This window comes from Ensifer sp. Root423 (assembly GCF_001426275.1).
Lineage (GTDB): Bacteria > Pseudomonadota > Alphaproteobacteria > Rhizobiales > Rhizobiaceae > Ensifer > Ensifer adhaerens.
On record NZ_LMEG01000001.1, the window covers coordinates 1 to 23,480 of the forward strand.

General features: G+C 63.1%; 27 protein-coding genes, 1 tRNA gene, 2 pseudogenes and 1 riboswitch. Of the genes and pseudogenes, 16 read left to right on the forward strand and 14 right to left on the reverse strand.

Features of this window, described 5'->3' with window-relative positions:
• On the forward strand, nt 1-969 hold a 969-nt coding region (gene tdh / locus ASD01_RS00005), incomplete at its 5' end, for an L-threonine 3-dehydrogenase (RefSeq protein WP_060643510.1).
• 38 nt (nt 970-1,007) lie between these two features.
• Here the strand turns inward: tdh and ASD01_RS00010 are convergent.
• The gene (locus tag ASD01_RS00010) at nt 1,008-1,466 is read right to left on the reverse strand and encodes a hypothetical protein (protein ID WP_034803450.1); all 459 of its coding nucleotides are present in this window, start codon (nt 1,464-1,466) and stop codon (nt 1,008-1,010) included.
• 217 nt (nt 1,467-1,683) lie between these two features.
• Here ASD01_RS00010 and ASD01_RS00015 point away from each other — a divergent pair, with 217 nt between their 5' ends.
• The 3 genes from ASD01_RS00015 to ASD01_RS00025 all read left to right on the forward strand — a co-directional run bounded on the left by ASD01_RS00015 (nt 1,684) and on the right by ASD01_RS00025 (nt 5,035).
• Nucleotides 1,684-2,028 carry a GFA family protein gene (locus tag ASD01_RS00015; protein ID WP_034803441.1) on the forward strand — a complete coding sequence of 115 codons (345 nt, stop codon included), beginning with the start codon at nt 1,684-1,686 and terminating at the stop codon, nt 2,026-2,028.
• A gap of 462 nt (nt 2,029-2,490) precedes the next feature.
• Nucleotides 2,491-4,548 carry an RNA polymerase sigma factor RpoD gene (gene rpoD / locus ASD01_RS00020; RefSeq protein WP_034803439.1) on the forward strand — a complete coding sequence of 686 codons (2,058 nt, stop codon included), beginning with the start codon at nt 2,491-2,493 and terminating at the stop codon, nt 4,546-4,548.
• A gap of 193 nt (nt 4,549-4,741) precedes the next feature.
• Nucleotides 4,742-5,035: a GYD domain-containing protein gene (locus tag ASD01_RS00025; RefSeq protein WP_034803438.1), complete on the forward strand. Its 294-nt coding sequence runs from the start codon at nt 4,742-4,744 to the stop codon at nt 5,033-5,035.
• A 55-nt stretch (nt 5,036-5,090) separates the two neighbouring features.
• Here the strand turns inward: ASD01_RS00025 and ASD01_RS00030 are convergent, their stop codons facing one another.
• On the reverse strand, nt 5,091-5,936 hold the full coding sequence (locus ASD01_RS00030; protein ID WP_051659655.1) for a DUF2066 domain-containing protein: 846 nt from the start codon (nt 5,934-5,936) through the stop codon (nt 5,091-5,093).
• The gene (locus ASD01_RS00035; protein WP_082572739.1) at nt 5,912-6,325 is read right to left on the reverse strand and encodes a lysozyme inhibitor LprI family protein; all 414 of its coding nucleotides are present in this window, start codon (nt 6,323-6,325) and stop codon (nt 5,912-5,914) included. The genes ASD01_RS00030 and ASD01_RS00035 overlap by 25 nt, the downstream gene beginning before the upstream one ends.
• Before the next feature lie 251 nt (nt 6,326-6,576).
• Between ASD01_RS00035 and ASD01_RS00040 the strand changes: the two genes are divergently transcribed.
• On the forward strand, nt 6,577-7,146 hold the full coding sequence (locus ASD01_RS00040; protein WP_034803436.1) for a transglycosylase SLT domain-containing protein: 570 nt from the start codon (nt 6,577-6,579) through the stop codon (nt 7,144-7,146).
• A gap of 44 nt (nt 7,147-7,190) precedes the next feature.
• Here the strand turns inward: ASD01_RS00040 and ASD01_RS00045 are convergent, their stop codons facing one another.
• Nucleotides 7,191-7,643 (reverse strand): VOC family protein, encoded by a 453-nt coding sequence (locus ASD01_RS00045; RefSeq protein ID WP_034803434.1) that lies wholly within the window; start codon nt 7,641-7,643, stop codon nt 7,191-7,193.
• 159 nt (nt 7,644-7,802) lie between these two features.
• Here ASD01_RS00045 and ASD01_RS00050 point away from each other — a divergent pair, with 159 nt between their 5' ends.
• The 4 genes from ASD01_RS00050 to ASD01_RS00065 all read left to right on the forward strand — a co-directional run bounded on the left by ASD01_RS00050 (nt 7,803) and on the right by ASD01_RS00065 (nt 10,004).
• A complete protein-coding gene (locus ASD01_RS00050; protein WP_034803445.1) occupies nt 7,803-8,156 on the forward strand; it encodes a DUF1428 domain-containing protein in 354 nt (117 codons plus the stop codon).
• 126 nt (nt 8,157-8,282) lie between these two features.
• Nucleotides 8,283-8,705 carry a secondary thiamine-phosphate synthase enzyme YjbQ gene (locus ASD01_RS00055; RefSeq protein ID WP_034803443.1) on the forward strand — a complete coding sequence of 141 codons (423 nt, stop codon included), beginning with the start codon at nt 8,283-8,285 and terminating at the stop codon, nt 8,703-8,705.
• Between the two features lie 100 nt (nt 8,706-8,805).
• A complete protein-coding gene (locus ASD01_RS00060) occupies nt 8,806-9,210 on the forward strand; it encodes a ketosteroid isomerase-related protein (RefSeq protein WP_034803432.1) in 405 nt (134 codons plus the stop codon).
• A gap of 407 nt (nt 9,211-9,617) precedes the next feature.
• Nucleotides 9,618-10,004: a hypothetical protein gene (locus tag ASD01_RS00065; RefSeq protein ID WP_034803430.1), complete on the forward strand. Its 387-nt coding sequence runs from the start codon at nt 9,618-9,620 to the stop codon at nt 10,002-10,004.
• Nucleotides 10,005-10,753: 749 nt separating this feature from the next.
• On the opposite strand, the gene ASD01_RS00075 is transcribed toward ASD01_RS00065, so the two are convergent.
• Complete coding sequence (locus ASD01_RS00075; protein ID WP_034803426.1) at nt 10,754-11,494, reverse strand: SIMPL domain-containing protein; 741 nt, start codon at nt 11,492-11,494, stop codon at nt 10,754-10,756.
• A 259-nt stretch (nt 11,495-11,753) separates the two neighbouring features.
• On the opposite strand from ASD01_RS00075, the gene ASD01_RS00080 reads away from it, so the two are divergent.
• The 3 genes and pseudogenes from ASD01_RS00080 to ASD01_RS37485 form a co-directional block, all read left to right on the forward strand.
• Nucleotides 11,754-11,829, forward strand: a tRNA-Ile gene (locus ASD01_RS00080).
• A 200-nt stretch (nt 11,830-12,029) separates the two neighbouring features.
• Nucleotides 12,030-12,356 (forward strand): ATPase inhibitor subunit zeta, encoded by a 327-nt coding sequence (locus ASD01_RS35920; protein WP_034803424.1) that lies wholly within the window; start codon nt 12,030-12,032, stop codon nt 12,354-12,356.
• A gap of 21 nt (nt 12,357-12,377) precedes the next feature.
• A pseudogene (locus ASD01_RS37485) lies at nt 12,378-12,796 on the forward strand (hypothetical protein); the annotation flags it as partial.
• A 74-nt stretch (nt 12,797-12,870) separates the two neighbouring features.
• On the opposite strand, the gene ASD01_RS34250 reads toward ASD01_RS37485, so the two are convergent.
• The 3 genes and pseudogenes from ASD01_RS34250 to ASD01_RS35230 form a co-directional block, all read right to left on the reverse strand.
• Nucleotides 12,871-13,665 (reverse strand): glycosyltransferase family 4 protein (locus ASD01_RS34250; protein ID WP_156623607.1); only part of this gene is annotated, 795 nt, incomplete at its 5' end.
• 1 nt (nt 13,666) lies between these two features.
• Nucleotides 13,667-14,195 (reverse strand): annotated as a pseudogene (locus ASD01_RS36400) (glycosyltransferase); the annotation flags it as partial.
• 389 nt (nt 14,196-14,584) lie between these two features.
• Complete coding sequence (locus ASD01_RS35230) at nt 14,585-14,983, reverse strand: hypothetical protein (protein ID WP_143106220.1); 399 nt, start codon at nt 14,981-14,983, stop codon at nt 14,585-14,587.
• A gap of 42 nt (nt 14,984-15,025) precedes the next feature.
• On the opposite strand from ASD01_RS35230, the gene ASD01_RS00100 reads away from it, so the two are divergent.
• Both ASD01_RS00100 and ASD01_RS00105 read left to right on the forward strand, forming a co-directional pair.
• On the forward strand, nt 15,026-15,379 hold the full coding sequence (locus ASD01_RS00100) for a hypothetical protein (RefSeq protein ID WP_034791958.1): 354 nt from the start codon (nt 15,026-15,028) through the stop codon (nt 15,377-15,379).
• A 186-nt stretch (nt 15,380-15,565) separates the two neighbouring features.
• Nucleotides 15,566-16,582 (forward strand): glycoside hydrolase family 26 protein, encoded by a 1,017-nt coding sequence (locus ASD01_RS00105; protein WP_051659238.1) that lies wholly within the window; start codon nt 15,566-15,568, stop codon nt 16,580-16,582.
• A 158-nt stretch (nt 16,583-16,740) separates the two neighbouring features.
• Here the strand turns inward: ASD01_RS00105 and ASD01_RS00110 are convergent, their stop codons facing one another.
• From ASD01_RS00110 to ASD01_RS00120, 3 genes are all read right to left on the reverse strand, one after another.
• On the reverse strand, nt 16,741-16,980 hold the full coding sequence (locus tag ASD01_RS00110) for a DUF982 domain-containing protein (RefSeq protein WP_034791960.1): 240 nt from the start codon (nt 16,978-16,980) through the stop codon (nt 16,741-16,743).
• Nucleotides 16,981-17,225: 245 nt separating this feature from the next.
• The gene (locus ASD01_RS00115) at nt 17,226-17,948 is read right to left on the reverse strand and encodes a GntR family transcriptional regulator (protein WP_051659285.1); all 723 of its coding nucleotides are present in this window, start codon (nt 17,946-17,948) and stop codon (nt 17,226-17,228) included.
• A 104-nt stretch (nt 17,949-18,052) separates the two neighbouring features.
• Nucleotides 18,053-18,847: a DUF1194 domain-containing protein gene (locus tag ASD01_RS00120; RefSeq protein WP_034791962.1), complete on the reverse strand. Its 795-nt coding sequence runs from the start codon at nt 18,845-18,847 to the stop codon at nt 18,053-18,055.
• A gap of 147 nt (nt 18,848-18,994) precedes the next feature.
• Between ASD01_RS00120 and ASD01_RS00125 the strand changes: the two genes are divergently transcribed.
• Nucleotides 18,995-20,341: a glucoamylase family protein gene (locus ASD01_RS00125; protein WP_060528742.1), complete on the forward strand. Its 1,347-nt coding sequence runs from the start codon at nt 18,995-18,997 to the stop codon at nt 20,339-20,341.
• 2 nt (nt 20,342-20,343) lie between these two features.
• A complete protein-coding gene (locus tag ASD01_RS00130; RefSeq protein ID WP_244495180.1) occupies nt 20,344-21,210 on the forward strand; it encodes a ferric iron reductase in 867 nt (288 codons plus the stop codon).
• A 38-nt stretch (nt 21,211-21,248) separates the two neighbouring features.
• Here ASD01_RS00130 and ASD01_RS00135 read toward each other — a convergent pair whose 3' ends face one another.
• The 3 genes from ASD01_RS00135 to ASD01_RS00145 all read right to left on the reverse strand — a co-directional run bounded on the left by ASD01_RS00135 (nt 21,249) and on the right by ASD01_RS00145 (nt 23,414).
• Nucleotides 21,249-22,046 carry a CbtA family protein gene (locus tag ASD01_RS00135; RefSeq protein WP_034791964.1) on the reverse strand — a complete coding sequence of 266 codons (798 nt, stop codon included), beginning with the start codon at nt 22,044-22,046 and terminating at the stop codon, nt 21,249-21,251.
• A gap of 197 nt (nt 22,047-22,243) precedes the next feature.
• Nucleotides 22,244-22,420, reverse strand: coding sequence for a CbtB domain-containing protein (locus ASD01_RS00140; RefSeq protein ID WP_034791966.1), 177 nt, complete (start codon nt 22,418-22,420; stop codon nt 22,244-22,246).
• Nucleotides 22,421-22,461: 41 nt separating this feature from the next.
• A riboswitch (cobalamin riboswitch) is annotated at nt 22,462-22,723 on the reverse strand.
• Nucleotides 22,722-23,414: a TetR/AcrR family transcriptional regulator gene (locus ASD01_RS00145; protein WP_051659240.1), complete on the reverse strand. Its 693-nt coding sequence runs from the start codon at nt 23,412-23,414 to the stop codon at nt 22,722-22,724. It overlaps the preceding riboswitch by 2 nt.
• Nucleotides 23,415-23,480 lie beyond the last annotated feature (66 nt).

Here is a 23,480-nt window from a genome sequence, read left to right on the forward strand (position 1 = left end):
CCGGTGCCGGAGATCGGCCCGAACGACGTGCTGATCAAGGTGAAGAAATCGGCGATCTGCGGCACCGACGTGCACATCTGGAACTGGGACCAGTGGGCCCAAAAAACCATTCCGGTGCCGATGGTCGTTGGTCACGAGTTCATGGGCGAGATCGCCGAGGTCGGATCGGCCGTCACCAAATACCATGTCGGCGAGCGCGTCTCCGGCGAGGGCCACATCGTCTGCGGCAAGTGCCGCAACTGCCGGGCCGGCCGCGGGCATCTGTGCCGCAACACGCTCGGCGTCGGCGTCAACCGGCCGGGCTCGTTCGGCGAGTTCGTCTGCCTGCCGGAGTATAACGTCGTGCCGATCCCAGAGGATGTGCCCGACGAGATCGCGGCGATCTTCGATCCGTTCGGCAATGCGGTGCACACAGCACTCTCCTTCGATCTCGTCGGCGAGGACGTGCTTGTGACCGGCGCCGGTCCGATCGGCATCATGGGGGCGCTGGTTGCCAAGCGCTCCGGCGCGCGCAAGGTGGTGATCACCGACATCAACCCGACGCGGCTCGCGCTCGCCAAAAGCGTCGGCATCGACCATGTCGTCGATGCCTCGAAGGAAAACCTTGCCGACGTGATGAAGGCGATCGGCATGACCGAAGGTTTTGACGTCGGGCTGGAAATGTCGGGAGCGGCCCCTGCCTTCCGCGACATGATCGACAAGATGAACAATGGCGGCAAGATCGCCATTCTCGGCATCGCACCGGCCGGCTTCGAGATCGACTGGAACAAGGTCATCTTCAAGATGCTCAACCTCAAGGGCATCTATGGCCGCGAGATGTTCGAGACCTGGTACAAGATGATCGCCTTCGTGCAGGGCGGGCTCGACCTTGCCCCCGTCATCACCCACCGCATCAAGATCGACGAGTTCCGCGACGGCTTTCAGGCCATGCGCTCCGGCAATTCCGGAAAGGTCGTCATGGACTGGTAGGGCCGCAAGGGCCGGCGTACCCCTTGAGGGTCGGCGGCTCAGTTGGCGAGGCCGAACTGGATCTCGATCTCGTGATAGCGGGCGCCCTGGCCCGCCCAGCGGTGGTAAATCTCGCGGCTCTCGCCGGAGAAATTGTGCCTGGACATCTCGATCTTTGCGACCAGCGGCGCGTAACCCTGGGTGAAAAGGCTGCGCATCGGACCCTGGTGCAGCGTGGACGCCACCATGATCGGCTCCAGTTCGATCAGATCGAGCGCGCCGCGATAATCCTTGCCGCCCGTGACCGGGCGGCAGATGCGCCAGTCGAACGGCGTCTTGGCGTTTTTCGGTAGATCGTTCGCGATGAAGATCCAGGGGCCTGCGGGCATCATGCCTGCACGTTCCATCTCCGCCTCGATGAGAGGCGCCAGTATGGCGCTCTCCGTCTTGACGTCTGGAATGGTGAGCCGCCGACCGATCGATAACACCCGCATGGCGTCGGTTTCCTTGATGAGCATTCGAGCCTCCGTTTCGGTGCGAAGGTCCTGCGCGATCAGGTCAAGCGCAAGCAAAAAGCCGGAATAATCTTGCGATTTTTCCTCGACAATGGGCTCCTTCGGGAATCGTTTTGCGTGCACATGCCTGGCTGCCGCCTGCGCTTGCTTGAGGGCAGGGAGGCTCTATCTTGATGGCAGTGGCGACGTCGTCGCACCGGGAAGTAGAGGAGATGCATGCATGCGTTATGAGGGAAGCTGTCATTGCGGCAAGATCGCCTTCGAGGTGGAAGGGGAATTTGGCGAAGCGATCGACTGCAATTGCTCGCTCTGCCGTCGTCGCGGCGGACTGCTCGCCTTCGTTGCCCGCGACAAGCTGACGCTGACGACGCCGGAAGCGGACCTCTCGACCTATGTCTTCAACAAGCATGTGATCCAGCACCGGTTCTGCGACACCTGCGGAATCGCGCCATTCGGTGAGGGCGACGGGCCGCATGGGAAGATGGCGGCGATCAACCTGCGCTGCCTGCCGGAGTTCGATATCGAGGCGGTGAAAGTCGTCAAATACGACGGCCGATCGGTTTAGCACCGGACCGAAAAATTCAGTCCTGGTTGCGCGTGCGCATATGGCACAACGAGACCTTGCCGATTAAATTGTTGCTACCCTTGTCTTTTGGCGGGCAGCGCCTACATCTTCAGCGGAAGCTGATAAACCCCAAAAAGCGACAGGAACGGTGATTTTTATCGAATCATCCGGTTTTTCAGCGGAAATGCTTGACGGGATCGAAAATTCTGGGAATCACCATTTCCGAATAAGAAATGGCGAGATGACACGGCGGTTAGGGAATCATGCCAGAGACGTTTCAGTGGCAGGACTGTCGGAGCTTGTCCGCTTTGCCACGAGTACACTCGTGGTTAAACAGGAATTAAACATCATCCCGTTACGTCAGGGGAAATGATTCGGTGGCGGGTGCGCGGCGCACCCGGACCTTCGAGCGGCATTGGCACCGGGCTCACGCCGGTTGCGACAAGGAAAGCGACGAACTAAATGGCAACCAAAGTCAAAGAAAACGAAGAAGCTGACGTAGAACGCGAAGGCGCTCCGGACGGCCCGCTTCTCGATCTTTCCGATGACGCTGTCAAGAAGATGATCAAGGCCGCCAAGAAGCGCGGCTACGTGACGATGGACGAGTTGAACTCGGTCCTTCCGTCCGAGGAAGTCACCTCCGAACAGATCGAAGACACGATGGCAATGCTGTCCGACATGGGCATCAACGTGATCGAGGACGAGGAAGCCGAAGAAGCTGCCGGCGGCGGCGACGATGAGGCCAGCGACGACGATAACGAAAGCGAAGGCGGCGAACTGGCCCCTTCCAGCGGTACTTCGCTTGCGACCAGCAAGAAGAAGGAACCGACCGATCGCACTGACGACCCGGTTCGCATGTACCTGCGCGAAATGGGTTCGGTCGAGCTTCTGTCGCGCGAAGGCGAAATCGCGATTGCCAAGCGCATCGAGGCTGGCCGCGAGACAATGATCGCCGGTCTCTGTGAGAGCCCGCTGACCTTCCAGGCGCTGATTATCTGGCGCGACGAACTGAATGAAGGCCAGACGCTTCTGCGCGAGATCATCGATCTCGAGACCACCTATTCCGGTCCCGAGGCCAAGGCTGCTCCGCAGTTCCAGAGCCCGGAAAAGATCGAGGCCGACCGCAAGGCTGCCGAGGAAAAGGAAAAGACCCGCAAGGTTCGCTCGCCTGCCAACGACGACGACATCACCAATGTCGGCGGCGACGTCATGCCGGCCGAGGAGGAAGAGGAAGACGACGACGAGTCGAACCTCTCGCTCGCCGCCATGGAAGCGGAACTGCGCCCGCAGGTCATGGAAACCCTCGACATCATCGCGGAGACCTACAAGAAGCTGCGCAAGCTGCAGGACCAGCAGGTGGAAGCCCGCCTTGCTGCCACCGGCACGCTGTCGCCCGCCCAGGAGCGCCGCTACAAGGAACTCAAGGACGAGCTGATCAAGGCGGTCAAGTCGCTGTCGCTCAACCAGAACCGCGTCGACAGCCTGGTCGAGCAGCTCTACGACATCTCCAAGCGCCTGATGCAGAACGAAGGCCGCCTGCTGCGTCTCGCAGAATCCTACGGCGTCAAGCGCGACTCGTTCCTGGAGCAGTATTCGGGCGCCGAACTTGATCCGAACTGGATGAAGTCGATCAGCAACCTGGCCGGCAAGGGCTGGAAGGAATTCGCCAAGAGCGAAAACCAGACGATCCGCGACATCCGCCAGGAGATCCAGAATCTGGCCACGGAAACCGGCATCTCGATCGCCGAGTTCCGCCGCATCGTTTCGATGGTGCAGAAGGGCGAGCGCGAAGCGCGTATCGCCAAGAAGGAAATGGTCGAAGCGAACCTGCGCCTCGTCATTTCCATCGCCAAGAAGTACACCAACCGCGGCCTGCAGTTCCTCGATCTCATCCAGGAAGGCAACATCGGCCTGATGAAGGCGGTCGACAAGTTCGAATACCGCCGCGGTTACAAGTTCTCGACCTATGCCACCTGGTGGATCCGTCAGGCGATCACCCGGTCGATCGCCGACCAGGCCCGCACGATCCGCATCCCGGTGCACATGATCGAGACGATCAACAAGATCGTCCGCACCTCGCGCCAGATGCTGCACGAGATCGGCCGCGAGCCGACGCCGGAAGAACTGGCCGAAAAGCTCGCCATGCCGCTCGAAAAGGTCCGCAAGGTCCTGAAGATCGCCAAGGAGCCGATCTCGCTCGAAACGCCTGTCGGTGACGAAGAGGATTCGCACCTCGGCGATTTCATCGAGGACAAGAACGCACTGCTGCCGATCGACGCCGCCATCCAGGCGAACCTGCGCGAGACAACCACCCGCGTTCTCGCCTCGCTGACGCCGCGCGAAGAGCGCGTTCTGCGCATGCGCTTCGGCATCGGCATGAACACCGACCACACGCTCGAAGAAGTCGGCCAGCAGTTCTCGGTTACCCGCGAACGTATCCGTCAGATCGAGGCGAAGGCGCTCCGCAAGCTCAAGCATCCGAGCCGCTCCAGGAAGCTCAGAAGCTTCCTCGACAGCTAAAGTCGGGTACATGGAAAGATCGAAAGCCGGGCCACGTGCCCGGCTTTTTCGTTTCCGCCTCACCCATGCGATTTATTGTGGGCGCTTTCGCCGGGGAGTATAGTCGCCCCTTCGCAGTAATCTGGGGCACCCCGTCTTGTACGCGGGAGCAATCGCACCGCGGGCGTGAAGCGTGCCCCCGTGGAGGTGTCAGATGACGACGTATGTCATGCTCCTCAACTGGACCGAGCAGGGCGTCAAGAATGTGCGTGATTCCCCGAAGAGGCTCGACCTCGCACGGAATGTGCTCGGCGAGATGGGCGGCTCCTTCAAGCATTTCTTCCTGACCATGGGTGACTACGACATGGTGGCCATCGTCGAAGCGCCTGACGATGCGGTGGCCGCACGCTTCGCGCTCACGCTTGGCATGGCCGGCAATGTGCGCTCGACGACGCTGAAAGCCTTCCCTGAGGCTGCCTATCGCGAACTGATTGCCTCGCTTGGATGAACAGCCGGTGTTGCGGCCGTGAGGATAATCGCGGCCACAACGCCAGATGCCTCGTTCACGGCGCACCGTTTCCCGAGAGGATGCGGGCCGCGCCGCGCATGGCGTTGCGAAAGGCGTCGTCAAAGCTGATGCCGCTCAACTGCCAACGGTAACGCTTGCCGCCCGCGTCCATCTGCCATTGGGCGATCCAGCCACGGGCGGCGTCGGACCAGACGAGCGTGCCGATGAGCCGCACGTCGCCGTCGGTTTGTGTCACGGGTGAAAAGAGCTGCGCCGGATCCGCTTGCGGCAGGGTGTCGAGCGCGGGTTTCCGGGCGGTTACGGTCGCCGCATCCGGCAGCACGGTCGAAAGCGCCAGCGGCTTTGCAGCTGCCTCAAGCGAATCCGCCATATAGGGACTTTCACTGCTGTCGCGTGTCAGCACGAAGCGGCGCTTCTGGTCCTTGACCGCCAGCCATACGGCGATCGCCGGGCGAGGGGAGAGCCATGGCTTGCGGCCGAGTTCTGCGAGAAGCGGGTCCAGCGTTGCCGGGTGATACCGGCAGGTGAGGTCATGCGGGCGGTCGTGCGTGCCCTGTTCGTCATGGATCGGGATGCCTTCGAGGCGATCGCGGTAGGAGAAGGTCGAGACGAAGCTGCCGGCCTTGGCCTCCGCTGCAGCAAACCGAGGCGCCTCTGTGATCATCGGATCGCCGGATAGTTTGACGAGCACTTCACGCAGGCATTCGCGAAAACCGATAGCACGGTTGGCCTCACCCGTGCCGGTGACGATCGCGTCACTGCGATAAAGCGCGTCGATATCTGCCGCCCCGGCGTTGCTGCCGGCGTGGCAGAGAAGCGCCGCTACGAGCGCCGTGACCGTCGCTCTTTTCCGGATCAGTTTGCCGGCGGCAGGACGCAACTGAGATCGCCCTCCTCACAGCTCAGATAGGTCTTGAAGTCGGCGACGCGCTTCTGTGTGCGATCGTCGCGGCATTCAAGCGTGATCATCGGCTGGGCCGAGCCGCCGGCAACGCCCGAGCTTGCGAAATCGCATTCGGCATCGCGATAGGCGATCCAGGCCCTTTGCGCGGCAACCAGCAGCTTCGTCTTGTCGGCATCGTCCTTCAGGCGTCCCTGGATTTGCTTGTAAAGGGCGTTCAGTTCGGCGTCGGAGGCCTTCAGCGCCTTGTCGGCGCAGACATTCATCGTCGCCTGGTCGCTCGCATCGGCGCATTCGTCGGCGCGCGCAAGGCCAGTCGCGGCGAACAAGCCCGTGAAGGCGAGCACCATCAAGGCGGATATTTTCATCGATACGCTCCTTTGCGCCCTATGGCTGGCGCTGCATGTCTCCCGTGGATCGTAAAACCTCCGGTGGCGAAAGTTCAATGGCCGGGCCTTCGATGGTTCTCCTTTGAATCAAAAGAGATCCTTAAGGTTTACGTTTTATCAATCTCTGGAGCGCCGCGGCCCCGACGGGCGGCCCGTGGTGTTCGAGCATTTTTCCCGCGGCATTGCCTTGCGCGCAATCGCCGTGCTGCGGGGAAGCAAGAGGTTCTGCGATGCGTTGCGTATTTGTCGTCGTCCTCCTGTTGCTGGCCGGCTGCGGAACGGTGCCGAGAGACACCCGGAATGCCTGCGCGGTTTTCGAGCAGCAAGATGGCCTTTTCAACAATTGGCGCCGGGAAGCCTATAGCGCCCAGCGTGAATACGGCGTGCCCGTGCCGATCCTGATGGCGACGATCTACACCGAATCCGGCTTCCGCCATAATGCCCGTCCGCCACGCACCAAGCTTTTCGGCTTCATCCCCTGGACGCGCGCTTCGACAGCATACGGCTATTCCCAGGCGCTCGACGGCACCTGGGCGCGCTATCAGAGCGAGACCGGCCGCTGGGCAGCGCGGCGTTCGGACTTCGGCGACGCGATCCGCTTCATCGCCTGGTACCATCGCGAAAGTGCCCAGCGGAACGGCATCGCCCTCAACGACGCCTACAGGCTCTACATCGCCTATTACCATGGCCACGGCGGCTATTCCCGAGGCAACTGGAGCGATACGGCCAAGAACGGCGCCAAGCGGGCGGCCGGCATGGCCCAGGTCTACAGCAAGCAGCTCAGAGGCTGCGGCAGCTGACGCCGCAGCCCGGTTGAGCCGGCGCCAGGGGACCGTTCTTCCGCTTAACCAGCGGCTGCGCGATCAAGTTCCGCGACATCGATCTTCACCATGCCCATCATCGCCTGCTGGGCGCGGGCCGCACGCGCCGGATCAGGATCGCCGAGGTGACGCATCAGGGCGTCCGGGATGATCTGCCAGGAAAGACCGAACCTGTCCTTCAGCCAGCCGCAATGCTGCGGCGTGCCGCCGTCCAAGAGCCTTTCCCAGAAGTAGTCGACTTCCGCCTGGTCGGAGCAGCGTAGGAAGAACGACACGGCCTCGCTGAACTTGAAATGCGGCCCGCCGTTGAGCCCCATGAAGTGCTGCCCCTCGATCTCGAAGGACGCGGTAAAGGCCCTGCCGTCGGGGCCCCGCTTCACGTCGGTGATGCGGCTGTTGCGGAAAATGGCGGTGTAGAAAGCGATGGCGTCCTCCAGCTGATCGTCGAACCAGAGAAACGGCGTGATCTTCTGCATGGGTGTCTCCCGATTTGGATGCTACCGGCCAAGGACGAACGGGGAAGCGCGGTTCCGACAAAAGCAGCGCCGCACTTGAAAGAAAATTCCGTCCCGATGTCGGAACTCTTGGCCGTCCTGCGTCCTATGCTCGTAGAACGAACAGAGGAGACTATGTCGATGACCTATGTGGATGGCTTTATCGTTGCCGTGCCGAAGGCGAATATCGAGGCCTACAAGGCGATGGCGAAGGCGGCGGGTGCGGTGTGGATGGAGCACGGCGCGCTCGCCTACACCGAATGCCTGGCGGATGACGCGCCCTATGGCGAAGTGACGTCCTTTCCCCGCTCGGTGCAGGCCAAGGACGATGAGACGGTGGTGTTCTCCTGGATCACCTACAAATCCCGCGCCGAGCGCGACGCGATCGTTGCCAAGGTCATGGCCGATCCGCGGCTGCAGGGCGATGCCTGGAAGCAGGTGTTCGACGGCAAGCGCATGATCTATGGCGGCTTCGAGACCTTCCTGGAGATGTAGGCACGCCACCGCGACGGATTGCGGCAGATCGCCTTGGACCGGGAACGGTCCGGGGATAAAAGCATTGGGCATATCAACGGGTCGCACCGCCTCTCGGGCGGATGCGACCGCCTGCCGGAGGCCTTCATGCCGCAAACGCGCATCACCATCGCCACCCATGGCCAGGGGCTCTATGAATTTACCGACGAGGCGGCGGCCTTCGTGCGCGCCAACGCGGCAGGCGAGGGGCTGCTCACGGTCTTCGTGCGGCACACCTCCTGTTCGCTTCTCATCCAGGAAAACGCCGACCCGGACGTGAAGCGCGATCTGGACGCCTTTTTCCGCCGCCTCGTGCCGCCGTCCTCGGATCCCTCCATGCGCTGGATCGTGCACACCCAGGAAGGCCCCGACGATATGCCGGCACATATCAAGGCGGCGTTGACGCCGGTATCGCTCGGCATTCCCGTCAGTGGTGGCCGGATGCTCACCGGCACCTGGCAGGGGCTCTACCTCTTCGAGCATCGCGACCGCCCGCATCGCCGCGAGATCGTCCTGCATCTTTCCGCCTGATTGGCCGGCGCCGACGATTGAACGGCGGCGCAAGGGTTCTAGATAAAGGGGCGAGAGCAAGGGCTTGGGAACCGGCCTTCGAGGCTAGGGAGGAACCGGAATGACCGATGCACAGACGATTGCCAGCGGCTTTATCGAGGCGCTGAACCAGCGGGATTTCGAGGCGCTGGCGCGGCTCGTGCATGAGGACATCGAACTCGATTCGCTGACCGGTCAACGCACCGTCGGCGTCGGCCCCTTGCGCGCCTGGCTGATGAACTATCTGCGCCGATTCGACGAGCAGTTCGGAGACGTGGTACTGATGCGCGATGCCTTCGGCCAGCGCGTGGCCGCCGATTTGACGGTACGGGGCACCTACCGCGAGACCATGGAAGGCTTTCCCCCTGCGACTGGCCAGAGCTACTCCATTCCCAGCGTGCTCGTCTTCGAGATCGAGGACGGCGCCATCACCCGCCTCAGCCATTATCGCAATATTCGCGTCTTTGAGCGGGCGCTTGCCGGCTGAGCGACGCGTAGCCGACCGCTCCTGACGGTCGCGCCCCTTCATTTTCAAGTTTTCTTACTGACCGCCGGATGACCGATCATGTCTTGATCGGGAAAATACGGGCGCGAATCACCTCTGGCACGCCGATGACGGCGGCTGATTCGCCGCTTGTCCAAGCGCAGGCGAAGGCGCGTCCCAGCGCCTTGGCCGCGGTCAAAGCCCTTCGAAATACTTGTTTATAAGCAATGCCTTATCGACTGTGACTTGCACGAAAGTCTCCTCCACGCGCGTGTGGTCATCACGTTCTGGCAATCTGAACGTCCCATGAACATCGGGTTCCGCTGTCGTTCAGCTTGGCGACCCTATTCTCTGATCAATCGCTTGGGACGGTGATTGCCCCTCGAACCCTTCAAGCTTGGAGAGATCTTATGAAGAACCGCCTTTTTAACGCCGCTGCCGCCGCCGTCATCGGACTTACCGGCCTGCTGGGTGCCGCCTCCACCGCTTCGGCGGAATCGATCGAATTCGGTTTCGGCCCGCGCGGTGGCGTCGATGTCCAGTATCGCGACTACGACGGCGGCTACGGTGACGAGCGCGACTGGGGTCGCGGCCGTGACCGCCACTGGGACCGTGACCGCCGCGGCCGTTGCGCGCCCTGGATGGCCGTCGACAAGGCCCGCGATCGTGGACTCCGCCGCGCCTATGTCGCCGACGTCTCTTCGCGCCGCGTCGTCGTCGAAGGCCGTCGCCACGGCCAACGCCAGACGATCGTGTTTGCGAACGCCCGCGGCTGCCCGACGATCGGCCGCTGGTAACACCTAAGCAATCTTCCCGCCTCGTCTCCCCCGGCCGGCGGAAGAATGGCCCCTCATGCCAAGGCATGGGGGGCTTTTTGTTTGACGCCGCAGCGACCAAGGGGCGCCGGTTGCGCGCAGTCCTGGTCGGGACGCGTGAACGAAGCGAAGTGGATCAGGCCGACAGCGCGGTCCACACGTGCGAATCGTCCGCTCGGGCGATCGTCGTGTCAGGCACCGTAGTTGCCGAACCGACGGCAAGGTTCCGGCCGGTTTGCCCTCTAGCATTGCCAGACGAATGAACGCGCGGCGCAATTCCATCGCGGACATCTGCGGCCTAGGCATCGGCTGATCTTCTTCAGACCAGATCCAGCCCATGTGTCAGCCATCGCCCGGAATACCTGCCAAGGATCTCCTCGACCGAACACTCGGGACCAACGATCCATGCGATGTGGCTGGAGGTCCGCTTTAGCGGCGAAGATGACGAGGACGTGGAGGCGAGGGCGACGCCAGGCGGAGATCGCGGAGCGGTCGCGGGCGATGCCGAAGGGCTAGGGGCGGCAGCAAATCGCGCGCGGGAAGCGATGTCAAAGCAGGTGCCGGCAAATTTAAGCCTGGAGGTCGGACGGCGTTCAGCGCCGGGCCCGGTCTTAGTCGAGTGCATCGCGAGCACCAGCGCCCAAAAGAAAAGCCCCCGGCACCCATCCTTGGCACCAGGGGCGTTCGATCGCTGAACGCCCGCGCTTGGCCGCGGGCGTTGCTGACAAGCCTTACTGCTTGATTTCGAAGGTCACGTTGACCGTCACGTTGTAGCTGTTTTCGCCGGTTGCGACCGGAACGGCGTCGGCGGCATATTCCTTGGCCATGCCGGCGCGCATCATCGGCACCGGCTCGGGGCGGAAGCCCTGCTCGGAGATGTTGACGATCTTGCCGACCGAGACGCCGGCCGCTTCGGCCAGCACCTTGGCCTTCTCAACGGCATCGGCAACGGCTGCCTTGCGCGCTTCGGTGATCACGGCTTCCGGCTTGTCGTTGGTGAACTGTACGCCGCCACCCTGGTTGACGCCGAGCGAAACCGACTTGTCGATCACTTCGCCGAGCTTGGCGAGATCGCGAACGCGGACGCTGACGCCGTTCGTCACCTGGTAGCCGATCAACTCCGGCGCGCGGTTGCTGCCGTCGGTGTTGGTCGGGTAGCTGTATTGCGGGTTGAGCATGAAGCCGCTCGTCTGCAGGTCGCGATCGGCAATGCCGCCGTCCTTCAGCGCCTTCAGCACTTCGGCCATGGTCTTGTTGTTGGCGTCCAGCGCTTCACGCGCGGTCTTGCCATCCTTGACGACGCTCAGCTGCAGGACTGCCATGTCCGGCGCGGTCGTCGCGCGGCCTTCGCCGGCAACGACGATGGTGGCCTTGTCCTTGTCCGTCTCCTGCGCCTGAGCGGCGGCAACGCCAGCAAAAGCCGCAGCGAAGGCGGCGATCGAAAGCGTGCGGGCAGTGCGTGTGGAAATCATCTTCAATGTCTCTCCGGTTGTTCCGTCCCAAGCGTCTTCTTGGCTATCGATTGTGTGAGCATTGCGGCAATGGCTTGTCCGCAAAAAGGTTTTCCGCTAGAGCCTTGGCCACCCGCAAACTGCCATTGGTTCGCGGGCCTGGATCACGACGGTGCCACGCCTCGTTCAGAAGCGCAAAGGCCACCGTAGCACTTAAAGTTGCTGCCCCGTGTCTTATCCCTGGACCGTTACGGTTTAAGGACAGGAGCGGATCCAGAGTGGGCCTGTAGCTCAATGGTTAGAGCCGGCGGCTCATAACCGCTTGGTTGGGGGTTCGAGTCCCTCCGGGCCCACCAGTCACTTGCGAACATTGAGTTTTCTAGGTTTTCTGGCTGATTTTTGCCCAGATTTGATGTGCGCGCAGGTTGGGGACACTTCCAGCGACTTTGCACGACGCGAAATTGCGCACGGCATGTTCCGCCAACGTCGGATAATCCAACCCTCTTCCTCGTGGTTTCTGCTAGGATGGCCGGCCAGGCGGCAATGGAGAATTTCGATGGCTGGTCCGGGCGCGGAAATGGTGCGAATCGTACGTCGCAACAAGCTGGTTGGCTTTTGGGCGGCGGAGAAACTGGCCCTTGCCGGCGAAAATGCCAAGACCTACTCGGATGGTCTTGCGATGGCGGCGCTGGAGGTCGAACGCAGCGACATTCTTGCGATCATTCGAAGAGACTTTGACGCGGCAGGCGTGGTCCAGTCGGATGACGACATTCTGGCGGTCATGAACGTTTGCTGGCTGGAGGCGGGAAAACGAACAAAGGGGTCAGACGGCAGCGATGCAGCGCTGGTGCAGATTGCACGTCACCTCATGCAAGGATCGTGAGCGACGGATCCTCTCCGGCGCAACAGCTATTCGGGTGCCACGAACGTCGATGCCGGCAAGCTGCTGGTCAACGGCAACCAGTCGATTGCAACCGGACTGACGACGGTTGGTTCTGGCGCCGTGCTCGGCGGCAACGGCACGATCGGCGGCAGCGTCGTCGTGAACGACGCGGCACGCTGGCGCTCGGCAACAGCCCGGGAACGTTGACGATCAATGGCAATCTGTCGCTCGCTGCCGCTTCCATCGTCGATTTCGAATTCGGCCAGGCCAATGTCGCCGGTGGCGCGCTCAACGATCTTGTCGATGTCGGTGGCAACCTGGTGCTCGACGGCACGCTCAACGTTTCCGTCTCCTCCGGCGGCAGCTTCGGCGCCGGCATCTACCGGGTCTTCAACTATGGCGGCACGCTGACCAGCATTGGTCTACAAAGCGCTCGCCTGTCGCGACCGGTTTGACAGGACATACCCTTTCCGAGGCCACGTTCGCAGTTGTCTCCGCCAACGCGGCCAGATCCTTAGCCGGAAGCGGGGATGGCCCGGGGCTTCATCGTGGCCCTCGGGGTGCTCGAGTTTTCCAGTGCCGAGAGCGCCACGGCGTCCCATTGGGAGAGGATATGTTCGGCGTCGTAGCGTCGGACATTGGCTTCGGCGTTGGCCGCGAGACGGGCGCGCAGGGTCTCGTCGCCCATCAGGTTGGAGAGGGCTTCGGCCAGGGCGTTGATGTCGCCGTTTTCGACGAGGATGCCGTCGTCGCCGTTGGCAATCATGTCGGTCGGGCCCCATTCGCAGGCGAAGGAGACGACGGGGAGGCCTGCGGCCATCGCTTCAAGCAGGGCGATGCCCCAGCCTTCGTAGCGGGATGACAGGACGAAGAGGTCGGCGGTTTCGACCCAGAGGCCGGGTTTCGCGGTGACGCCGGGCATTTCCACCCGGTCGGCCAATCCGAGCGCATTGCGCTGGGCTTCCAGCGCTTTTCTCGCCTCGCCTTCGCCCCAGATGACGAGCTTCCATTCGGGGTGGTCACTGGCCACCTTGGCGAAGGCTTCGAGCAGCAGATCGAAGCCTTTTTGCTCAGTCAGGCGCCCGACGGCGGTGAGCACATTGTTGCCGCGCTTCTTTTGCCAGCCGTCGGGCAGATTGATCGCATTGGCGATCACCCGGCTGGAGCGGCGAACATTCGGCGGGAAATAGTCCAGCGCGCCCTTGGTCATCGTCACCAGCGCAAAGGCGCGCGGGTAGAGACGAAGCTGCAGCCATTTCCAGAAGGGGCCGAAGGGCTGCACCGCCGGGTTGTTGCGCTCGGACACGATNATTCGGCGGGAAATAGTCCAGCGCGCCTTGGTCATCGTCACCAGCGCAAAGGCGCGCGGGTAGAGACGAAGCTGCAGCCATTTCCAGAAGGGGCCGAAGGGCTGCACCGCCGGGTTGTTGCGCTCGGACACGATCACCGGGAGCCTGAGGCCTCGTGTTGCGAGCAGCGTCAACACGTTCGTGCGCGTCAGGAAGCTCAGCACGAAGTCGGGACGGGTGCGGCTGATCGTCGAGCGCAGTCGGTAGAGCCGCCTTGCCACCAGCCAGGCGGCCCGCAGCTTGCCAGCCTTCTGAACCGGCACGTCGAGCCGCTCGATGGTGACGCGCGGATCGAGCCTGTAATAGGGTTCGGAGGTCGGCGCTTCGAGTGTAATGACCGTGACGTGCAGCCGAGGCGGGCCCAGTGGCTGGCAACGAGACTGACGACGTGCTCGGTACCCCCGGCGCCGAGTGCAGAAACAATGATGGTTATGCGCGCGCCAGCGATGCCGGCGGCTCCGACGATGTCGGCACCTGTATCTTGATCCAATTTGGATTGCCCCTCGCTCTCCGCTTTCTATTATTAACAACTCCTTAAATTCGCGCAATGGGACTTTCGCAGTGTGGTAAACGCGCTGGCGAGCAGCCGATCGCGGCTGGCCGGCGCGCAGTTCGCATGTCCCATCGGCAAGGCGAGGCCAGACGTTGGAAGGCCTCAGCCCGTGCAATGGGCGTCGAGGATGGGGCGGGATGAAGCGGCGCGCGGGGGAAGGCGTCGTTTCTGGGAATACCGGGCGGCTGGTGCTCGCAGGGCTACCGTGCGCGCAAAAAAATGCCCGCGGGAGGCGGGCAGTTTTGGAGTGGGCGCATACGCTCAAACATGTTGCGCCTCGCTCCAAGGTGGCCGGCAGAGGTCAAGGATCCGTAAATGCGCGATAGCTAAAAATAGCGAATGGCAGCGGCCCGTCGTCCCCGCCAGCCGCCGCCGTCCGGATTCCAGCGGAGAACCGGTGGGTGGGGTCGATTTTTTTGTCCGGGGACATCAGCCGTAGCATCGGCCGGATATTGCCACCGGGCGTGGTGGCGCGGAAGCGGCAGAGACGGGTCGCCGTTCGCCGATGCCGTGATACAGGGGGCCCGGCAAGCCTTTGCTTTTCCGTATTTGTTTCGCTCATAGCCCGCGCCGATGCCTGCGTCCGCCGTCCGCATGGCGTCGATGTTCGCCAGCGCAGGGCGAAAGCGGCGGCACAACCATGGCGGAATCTCTAAGAAAGGAATTGTTAATTTAAGCAATGAATAATGAAAAAGGGGGTTGAAGATCGCCGCCTTTTCGCCCAAAGGAAGCCCCAGGCGGCTGGACCGCTATTCGAAAGGACGTTTATGCGAATCAAAACCGCATGTGCCGGCGTAGGCCGCACCGCCGTTTCGGGTTTCAAGTTTCTCGTACCGACGACATCAGTTCTAAGCCTCCTGCTTCTGTCCGCCGGCTGCTCGTCGACGGTCGTCAGCGAAACGCCGCTGTTTGCATCGGGCCATTCGAGTGCCTATGCGAGCCCTTCGATCAAGGTCCGCAAGGAAGAGAAGCAGCTGAAGATCGCCGAGGCGGATGAAGACATCGTCGAGCCGGCACCGACGCGCAGGCGCACGGCAACCTACCTCGGCCGCGCGCCCTATATCTGCTCGCCGAGCGGCTTCGGGCGCACGTCGCACTGTTTCCTCAGAGCCTCGCTCTAACAGTCTGTCGCGTTCGGGAAGGCAGGCGCAATCGATCATGGAGACGGGGCGGTTGCCAGCCTTGGCGGCGGCCTTTTTGCCATCCGGGCATGACGCCCACGGCCTCGCGATCGCACCGGCTTCCAGCGCGCAGCAAGCCATGTCTGGTTTTATGCGGTGCCAGATGTGGCACGCCGGAGAAAATCGTTGCCTATTGCTGTCCCAAGATCGGTCCTCGGTGCTGGCGCGCTGGCGCTTCTGGCGGTTGCCGGTGTCACGCCGGGCCGCGCGCAGGATCCCGTAGATGGTATCGACCGGTCGCTGACGACCGCCGCCATCACGCCTGAGGCAAGGGAGCGGGAAACACGCACGGTCGAAATCGGTGTTTACGATCCGCATGATGCGGTCGCATCCAGCGACGCGCTGACACTCGAGCATGTCTTCGTCTACTGGCAGAAGCCGGATCGGGCGCAGCTGAAACGGAAGTTCGCAAATGCCGCGCGACAGGGGCGGGCGCTGATGCTTTCGGTCGAGCCCTATACCCATGCCGCCGACTGGCGCGCCGGCGGCAACCGGCTGTTTGCCGATATCGGCAAGGGCCGCTTCGATCGCGAGATTACCGATATTTGCACGCGCGCCGCCGACTTCCGCGGGCCGGTCTACATTCGCTGGGGCCATGAGATGGAAGAGCCCGGCGAGCGCTATCCCTGGGCGCGGCGCGACAGCGAAGGCTACAAGACGGCGTTCCGCTACTTCGTCAGCAAGTGCCGGGAACTCGCGCCGGCCGCCCGCTACGTCTGGTCGCCGAAGGGCCATCGCAATCTCGCGGCCTATTATCCGGGCGACGATGTCGTCGATGCGATCGGCATCCCGGTCTGGGGCCTGCAGAAGATGGACGTCGACTATTGGGGCCGCGAGCGTCGCTTCGGCGAAGCGCTCAAGGAAAAGTACCAGCGCGTTTCGCGTTACGGCAAGCCCGTGATCGTTGCCGAACTCGGGGTCTCCGGCTCGGCCGATTACAAGCGTGCATGGTATGCCGAAATCCTGGATCAGCAGACCTACCGCCAGGCCTTCCCGCTTCTGACGACCGTCGTCTTCTTCAACGACAAGGAGCCGTACAAGTGGCCGCTCGGTTACGGCGCGCCGGACTGGCGGCTCGACAAGGCGGCGCTCAAGGCGCTTGCCGACCGTGGACCGAAGGAAGCGGCCGAACTCGCCGACTGATCGCCGCGCGTGGCATGAAATCTTGCTGATCGCAGCTGAGGTGCTTTCGGTCGGGGCGATGCGCCGATCGTCCTTCGGCGCATCGTGAAAGCTTCAAACTCCGAGCCCTTGATATCCCGGATCACCTTTGCGGTTCCGGATCATCCCGGTCGCCCGGATCAGGCCAGCAACAGGCCCGATTCCCGGGCGGCTGCGGCAAAGCAGCGGCTCGCCCGGTCCGTACTCGTCAATCCATCCAGCGCATCCAGGCAGCGTCTGAGGGCTGCGCGATATTCCCGGCCACGACGGCCCGGCCACTGCCTGAGCAGTTCCACGGCTTCGAACACCGTTCTGACCACGGTCTGCCGTCGTGCCGAAAGTTTCAGGGGGATGGGAGTGGGAAAGAGTTTCTCGCTCATTGCATTCCTCGTTCACAGTCTTTTCGAGCGAGAGGGCAACGCGAGAGCAGCGGGATGGTTCCATGTTGTCGACCGATTTTATTCGCGCTGACGGCAGGCGAGTTCTCTCCGGCTTTGCGAACCTGATCTTTTGGTTGCGTCGCTTTTGCCGACGGCGGACGAAGGGAGGTGCGGCGGGGAGCTCCATCGAGCTCGGACCGGTGTTGAAAAGTTTTGAAAATCCAGGCCCGGCGCAGGTGGCGGCACTAGAGTTCCAGCGCTGCCTTGAGGTCGGTCGACTTCAGAACGCGCAGGTCGAGGTCGGCTTCGATATGGTCGATGTGGTGGATCATCAGCCGCGCGGCCGCGTCGATGTCGCCACGCTCGATCGCGTTGACGATCTCGTCGTGTTCGCTGTGGCCGCAGCTCGAAACGGTCGATTGTCCGTAAAGCGCGATGACCAGCGAGGAGCGGGCGACGAGCTCGTCCATGAAGCGGCGCAGAATGGTGTTGCCCGAGAGGTCGGCAAGCGCCAGGTGGAAATCGCCCGATGCCTTGATTTCCGCACGACGGGCCGATTGACCGCGCTGTTCGGTCAGTTGGCGCTCGGCTGCCAGCATGCGCCTGAGTTCGGAAAGCTCCGCCTTGCCGATCTGGGCGGCGGCGGCGCGCACGACGCCGGGTTCGATCAGCCGGCGGGTCGCAAAGATCTGGCGCGCCTCGTCGATCGAAGGGTGCGCAACGAAGGCGCCGCGGTTCTTCTCGACGTTGACGAGGCCCTCATAGGACAGCGCCTGCAGGGCGGCGCGCACCAGCGTTCGGCTGACGTTGAAGAGTTCGCCGACGTCGCTTTCCGAAAGCTTCGTGCCAGGCGCAAGCCGCCGCTCGACGATCGCATCGCGCAATGTATCGCGGATGTGCTGACTGCCGGTGTCGGTGGTCGGGTCTGTGGCCAGTTCGGCCTGATGGGGCGTGGTGGTCAAGGACATGAATCGATCCGCGAAGCAACGCGCCATCTTATCGTCGGACGAAGCGAAGGGAAACGACAATCTGACGCGCAAAGGTTGCGGGGGCATCGTCAGGTCGAGCGAGGCTACTTGTCGAGCTCCGGATAGACCCGGTCGAGGAAGCCCGGTCGCAATTTCTCGCCGATCAGGCAATCGGGCGCCGGGAAGGCATCGACATAGCGTATGGTCGGCGGTGGTGGCAGGCCGCTGACTTCGAGCACCAGTTTCTGGCGGATCGCGATGGAGAAATCTTCGGGCTCGTGCACCGGCAGCACGAAGGAGCCGGGGCCGCCGATGACACATTCGGCATAATATTGGTCAAGCGGGCCGGTCGAAACCGACGGGCGGATGAGGATGGCAAGCCCGTTGATGGTGATGCCGCGCGTGATCGCGATCTCGCGGGCTGGAAGCACCGGCGGGCCGATGTTGTTCGGCCCGTCGCCGGAGATGTCGATGACCCTTCGCACGCCGCTGAACGCGTTGGAATCGATCAGCGCCGTGCCATAGGTGATGGCGTTGGAGATGGAGGTGCCGCGGCGTGTGCCGACCGGCCGCGCTTCGATCAGCTTGGCGAAGGCGTCGGCGTCGGCGGCATTGTCGATGACCTTCCAGGCGACAACGGAGGACTCGTTCACCGTTCCGGCCCATTCGAAATAGCCGATGGCGATCTTGCCCAGCTGGCCGCTTTCGACCGCATCAAGGAAGTCGCGATGCCGGAGTGCCTCGACATAGCCGGCCCTCTGGATGCGGGCCTCGTCGAGATCCATCGAGCCGGACATGTCGACCGCCAGGATCAGTTCGACGTCGACATTCGTCGCCTCGGCGGTCGATGGGCTCGGGCCACCACTCAATGAAAGGAGTAACGCCAACACGCTCAACATCGCTTCAACCAGTCATTGCGCGCGGTCAGATTAGAAGACTGTAACACAAGATTGGATTTCGGCGACCGTTTGGGTGTAGTTGGCCTTCACTAAAGAGTGATTTTGCCGGGTCCTGCATGAGGCCGGATGTCGGACAGGAAAGGCGAAATGCCGCAGCGTACGGAAAATACTGAGCGATTTCAGATCGATCGATTGCAGCAGGCGGCGTTCGGGTATTTCCTCGAACATTCGGATCCGGTCACCGGACTGATCGCCGACACCGCGTTGCCGGGCGCGCCGGCGAGCATCGCTGCGACCGGCTTCGGCCTTTCCTGCTATCCGATCGGCGTCGAGCGCGGCTGGCTCTCGCGCAGCGATGCCGCGCGGCGGGTGGTGACGACCCTGCGCTTCCTTGTCCAAAGCCCGCAGTCCCGCCACCGGCAGGCGACCGGCTATCGCGGCTTCTACCATCACTTCCTCGACATGCGGACCGGCGAGCGCACCTGGCAGAGCGAGCTTTCGACCGTCGATACGGCGCTGCTGATCGCCGGCTGCCTGACCGCCTCTGCATATTTTTCCGGTAGGGATGCGGACGAATGCGAGATCCGCGCGCTTGCCGATCGGCTCTATGCGCGGGTGGACTGGCGCTGGGCGCTCAATCGGGCCGACACGCTGACGATGGGCTGGCGGCCGCCGGGGCGGTTCTTGAAGCATCGCTGGCGGGGTTACAGCGAAGCGCTGCTGCTCTATGTGCTGGCACTCGGCGCGCCCGACCATTCGATCGAACCGGAGCACTATGCGGCCTTTGCCGAGGGCCATGACTGGATTCCCGTCGACGGCCGGCCGCATCTGCATGCGGCGCCACTCTTCATCCATCTCTTTCCGCAGGCCTGGCTCGATCTGCGCGGGCTTTCCGACCGGACGATGCGGGAGCGGGGGACGGATTATTTCGAGAATACCCGACGCGCCATCGCCTTGCAGCGGGACCATGCGCGCTCCAATCCCGGCGGTTTCGCCGGATATGGCGAGGACCTGTGGGGCCTGAGCGCCTGCCATGCGCCGCGCGGCCGGCTGCGGCTTGCGGATGGGCGCCAGCAGCGGCTTTTCGGCTATGTGAACCGCGGCGCACCCTACGGCCTTGATGACGGCACGCTCGTGCCCTGGGCGCCGCTCGCCTGCCTGCCGTTCGAGCCGGACGCGGCGCGGGCCTCCCTCGTGCATATGGCAGACAGTTATCCGGGACTTTTGAGCGAAGGGCGCTTTCCCGGCGGCTTTAACCCGAGCCTGGCCGCCGGCGCAGGCCCGGAGGGCTGGATCGATGCGCGTGTCGTCGGTCTTGACCAGGGCATCGTTGTCATGATGATCGAGAACTGGCAAAGCGGCCTTAGCTGGGCGCTGATGCGCAGCATGCCGGCGATCCGTCTCGGCCTTGAGCGGGCGGGCTTCGACGGTGGCTGGCTGCAGGAGGGGGAAGGCGCGTGTGGTAATCCGCCCGCATCCCGCGCCAGAGGATGAGAATGGACGACGGAGACGGCATGCGCTTGAACGACCACCGGCCGACAGCGGAGACCGCGGCGTTTGCGCCGCAGGCGCTGGCCGTCGCCGACCATCTGCGTGCCCAGTTTCCCGAGGCTGCCGTCTCGCTCGGGCCGGCGGCCAGTGATTTCAGCGCGCCGGGCGACTTCTGGGCTGCGGGCAGCGCTGGCCTTGAGGCGGGGCTCGCCTATCAGGATTTCTTCGGGGTCGGCATGGCCGACCGGATCCGGGCGGCGCATCTGATCGCCTTCTATAGCCGCCAGCTGAGCGTGGTCCTTGGCGCGTTCCATCTCGGCGCCGGGTTGCAGGCGGAGGTGGCCGGCATTCGTTTCGAGGATTGGACGCGGCTTCACCGTGGCGTCGAAGTCGCGGGCAAGCGCTATCATTTTCGCCTGCATCCGCCGGCGACGGAGCGCCAGGGTGGCGAAGGCGTCAGCGCATTCGAACCGGGCTTCATCGCCCATCTGGCACCCGTCGTTGCGGTTCTGAAAGCGCGAGCAGGGCTGTCGAGCGGGGCGCAATGGCGGCTCGCGGCTGATGCCCTGGCCGGCGCGTTCCTGGAAATCGGCCGCGCGATCGGCGACGAGGCGCGCGGCATGGCCGAGGCGCTGGCGATCGTCAAACGACCGGGTTCGCGGCTCTACTCAGAGGAGCTCTGCTACGAGCAGATCGCGGCTCTCGATCCGGCAAGCGGCGCTCAGCTGTCGCGCCAGTATCGGATCCGTTGCGGCTGCTGTCTCTACTTCAAGACGGAAGGGGGCAGTTTCTGCGACACCTGCGTGCTGCTGGAGCCGGAAGATCGCCGCGCGCGGCTGGCGGCGCATCTCATGCAAAACGGCGGGACCTGAACCCCGCCGTCGCTTTGCTGACGATCTGTGATCAGTGATCACTGTGCCTTGACGAAGCGCTCGTTGATGAAGCCGGAGACGACGCCGAGCACGATCCAGAAGGCAAGCGTGGTGGCGAGTGCGGCAACCGCAAACTCGGCGCCGAGCACGGCCGGAACGTTACTGGTGATATCGAGCGGCTGCGGCGCGCCGTAGACATGGGGTGCTGCGATCGCCACCAGGCCTGCGACCTTGGAGACGATCTCCTCGCGCAGGACGACGAGATAGAGGCCGACGGCGGAGAGCGCCACGGTCACCAGCCACCAGGTCTGGCGGTCGCCGAGTTCGGCTGCCGGAAAGCCCGGCAGTTCCGGCGGCAGACCGATCGCCGGCAGCATGTGCACGGCAAGCCAGCCGCAGGCGCCCCACAGCGCGCCGTTCCTGAGCGTGATCGGGTAGCCGATCACCAGGCTGACGCCGGCGAGCAGCAGGCCGAAGCCGGAACCTGTGACGAGGTTCGCCATCAGCGTGCCGGAGAAGCGGCTCATGCCGAACATGATGCCGCCTTCCTCATGCTCGCCCTCATGGGCATAGGCCGGGGTGATCGGCGACAAAGCGTCGAGGAAAGCGCCGAACGGCGACACGGCTTTGAGCGACGAATGCTGGTCGTGGTTTTCTGCGGCCGGCTGTGCCGCACCCGGCTGGGCGGCGGGCTGTTCGGTGGCGGCCGGTGCCTCGCCTTCGAATTCTTCTGCATGCAGGATCAGCGGTGTGACGCGCAGTTCCTGGGCGCCGGTCATGAAGACACCGGCAATCAATCCAGCCACGATCGCGGCCAGAAGCGTTCTGACAATCATCTTGAAATCCCTCGATAACGACAAAAGCCACGCCCTGTGGCGTGGTCCTTGAGCCTTCCCATTTTCCCAATGCTGCGGATGGCCTTCGCGCGCCGGAAAAACCGGGATGCACGCAGGCCTCCATCCGGCTCAGGCCGGATGCGTTCAGGTCCGCAGATTGTTCGATGCGGAACGTTGTTCACGTTCCGGCGCATCGGTCAGTGGCAGGGGAAGCCGTAGGAGTGGCGAGTGTCGTGCGCCGTGTCGTGCAGCACTGCCGAGTTGGCAAGGCCGGCGCCAAAGACGAGGAATGCGCCGATGAAGAGCGCGATGACGCCAGCGGTCAGACGATCGCTGAGGGAGAGCGGGGTGCTCGAAATGGTAGACGTAGCCATGACAACCTCCGTGATGGCATCGGGAAATTCCCGGTTGGGCCCTATGCCCGTATCGAGTGGCAGGTTTCCTGGCTCACGGCGTTGGGCTCGATGCCCTCGATCTGCCTCGCCTTCCCAGCTCGGCCGCCCTCTCGCGGTCTTGCCAGTGGCTTCTTCCGGATCGCTCCGGAACGGTGGATCGACGTCGCTCTACAGTCGCGGGGTCGGCCGTGATTTGAATGCCCAGCTTGGGTCCATCCGTCACATTCCCGTTTACTCCCGAAACACGTTCGCGTCCCGGGAACCAATCGATCCCAGATGATTAGGATTGTGTCATGGAGTTGTCAATTGAGTGCGCGCCGCCGCGCGGTCCATCCGCGACAAAATCCTTGATGGTCATGCGTTTGTAGGCTTCGACGATCTGGTCACCCTCGGCCCGGTCGACCGAGACTGCAAGTCGCATGGTGCAGTCGCCGAGATGCATGATCAGGAAGGCGGCGCTGTCGATCTCTTCGCGCGGCGTCTCCGGCACAAGGCAGGCCCAGACATCGGCAAGCAGCTTTCCGCCGGCGCGGCTTTGCGCAAGATCGATCTCGCGCAGTGCCTTGTCGGCCTGCATCGCCGACCAGATGTCGCGCATGACCGGCTCGGCGAGGAACATGTCGTAGTAGATGTCGAACAGCAGCGAGAAGGCGTCGCGCAGTTCGGCTATCGACGTGACCTTTGCCAGTTCGGCCGCGATGCACTCGTTGCAGACCGCATTGTAGCGCTCGGCCAGCGTGCGCACGATTGCCGCCTTGTCGGGGAAGTACTGATAAAGCGAGCCGATCGAGATCCCCGCCTTTTCAGCGACTTCGCTCATGCGCATGGCGTCGCTGCCCTTCTCCTGGATGAGCGCCGTCGCGCAGGCAAGGATCTGCTCGACGCGCTCGCGGCTGCGCTTCTGGCTCGGCGTCCGGCGCAGCGCAGGCTCGTCGTCGGCGGGAAGCGTGGCGGGACTTGCATCTGGAATCATGAGTAATGCTCACATTTTGACTTGACTCCTAAAATACGAGGATTTATCACATTTGCAAATGTGAGA

What these genes read in the sequence shown, in the direction of transcription:
- ASD01_RS00010 (WP_034803450.1), bottom strand. Translation starts at nt 1,466, where the DNA reads ATGCTCATCAAGGAAACCGACGCCATGCGGGTGTTATCGATCGGTCGG.
- ASD01_RS00015 (WP_034803441.1), top strand. Translation starts at nt 1,684, where the DNA reads ATGCGTTATGAGGGAAGCTGTCATTGCGGCAAGATCGCCTTCGAGGTG.
- rpoD (WP_034803439.1), top strand. Translation starts at nt 2,491, where the DNA reads ATGGCAACCAAAGTCAAAGAAAACGAAGAAGCTGACGTAGAACGCGAA.
- ASD01_RS00025 (WP_034803438.1), top strand. Translation starts at nt 4,742, where the DNA reads ATGACGACGTATGTCATGCTCCTCAACTGGACCGAGCAGGGCGTCAAG.
- ASD01_RS00035 (WP_082572739.1), bottom strand. Translation starts at nt 6,325, where the DNA reads ATGAAAATATCCGCCTTGATGGTGCTCGCCTTCACGGGCTTGTTCGCC.
- ASD01_RS00040 (WP_034803436.1), top strand. Translation starts at nt 6,577, where the DNA reads ATGCGTTGCGTATTTGTCGTCGTCCTCCTGTTGCTGGCCGGCTGCGGA.
- ASD01_RS00045 (WP_034803434.1), bottom strand. Translation starts at nt 7,643, where the DNA reads ATGCAGAAGATCACGCCGTTTCTCTGGTTCGACGATCAGCTGGAGGAC.
- ASD01_RS00050 (WP_034803445.1), top strand. Translation starts at nt 7,803, where the DNA reads ATGACCTATGTGGATGGCTTTATCGTTGCCGTGCCGAAGGCGAATATC.
- ASD01_RS00055 (WP_034803443.1), top strand. Translation starts at nt 8,283, where the DNA reads ATGCCGCAAACGCGCATCACCATCGCCACCCATGGCCAGGGGCTCTAT.
- ASD01_RS00060 (WP_034803432.1), top strand. Translation starts at nt 8,806, where the DNA reads ATGACCGATGCACAGACGATTGCCAGCGGCTTTATCGAGGCGCTGAAC.
- ASD01_RS00065 (WP_034803430.1), top strand. Translation starts at nt 9,618, where the DNA reads ATGAAGAACCGCCTTTTTAACGCCGCTGCCGCCGCCGTCATCGGACTT.
- ASD01_RS00075 (WP_034803426.1), bottom strand. Translation starts at nt 11,494, where the DNA reads ATGATTTCCACACGCACTGCCCGCACGCTTTCGATCGCCGCCTTCGCT.
- ASD01_RS35920 (WP_034803424.1), top strand. Translation starts at nt 12,030, where the DNA reads ATGGCTGGTCCGGGCGCGGAAATGGTGCGAATCGTACGTCGCAACAAG.
- ASD01_RS00100 (WP_034791958.1), top strand. Translation starts at nt 15,026, where the DNA reads ATGCGAATCAAAACCGCATGTGCCGGCGTAGGCCGCACCGCCGTTTCG.
- ASD01_RS00110 (WP_034791960.1), bottom strand. Translation starts at nt 16,980, where the DNA reads ATGAGCGAGAAACTCTTTCCCACTCCCATCCCCCTGAAACTTTCGGCA.
- ASD01_RS00115 (WP_051659285.1), bottom strand. Translation starts at nt 17,948, where the DNA reads ATGTCCTTGACCACCACGCCCCATCAGGCCGAACTGGCCACAGACCCG.
- ASD01_RS00120 (WP_034791962.1), bottom strand. Translation starts at nt 18,847, where the DNA reads ATGTTGAGCGTGTTGGCGTTACTCCTTTCATTGAGTGGTGGCCCGAGC.
- ASD01_RS00125 (WP_060528742.1), top strand. Translation starts at nt 18,995, where the DNA reads ATGCCGCAGCGTACGGAAAATACTGAGCGATTTCAGATCGATCGATTG.
- ASD01_RS00130 (WP_244495180.1), top strand. Translation starts at nt 20,344, where the DNA reads ATGGACGACGGAGACGGCATGCGCTTGAACGACCACCGGCCGACAGCG.
- ASD01_RS00135 (WP_034791964.1), bottom strand. Translation starts at nt 22,046, where the DNA reads ATGATTGTCAGAACGCTTCTGGCCGCGATCGTGGCTGGATTGATTGCC.
- ASD01_RS00140 (WP_034791966.1), bottom strand. Translation starts at nt 22,420, where the DNA reads ATGGCTACGTCTACCATTTCGAGCACCCCGCTCTCCCTCAGCGATCGT.
- ASD01_RS00145 (WP_051659240.1), bottom strand. Translation starts at nt 23,414, where the DNA reads ATGATTCCAGATGCAAGTCCCGCCACGCTTCCCGCCGACGACGAGCCT.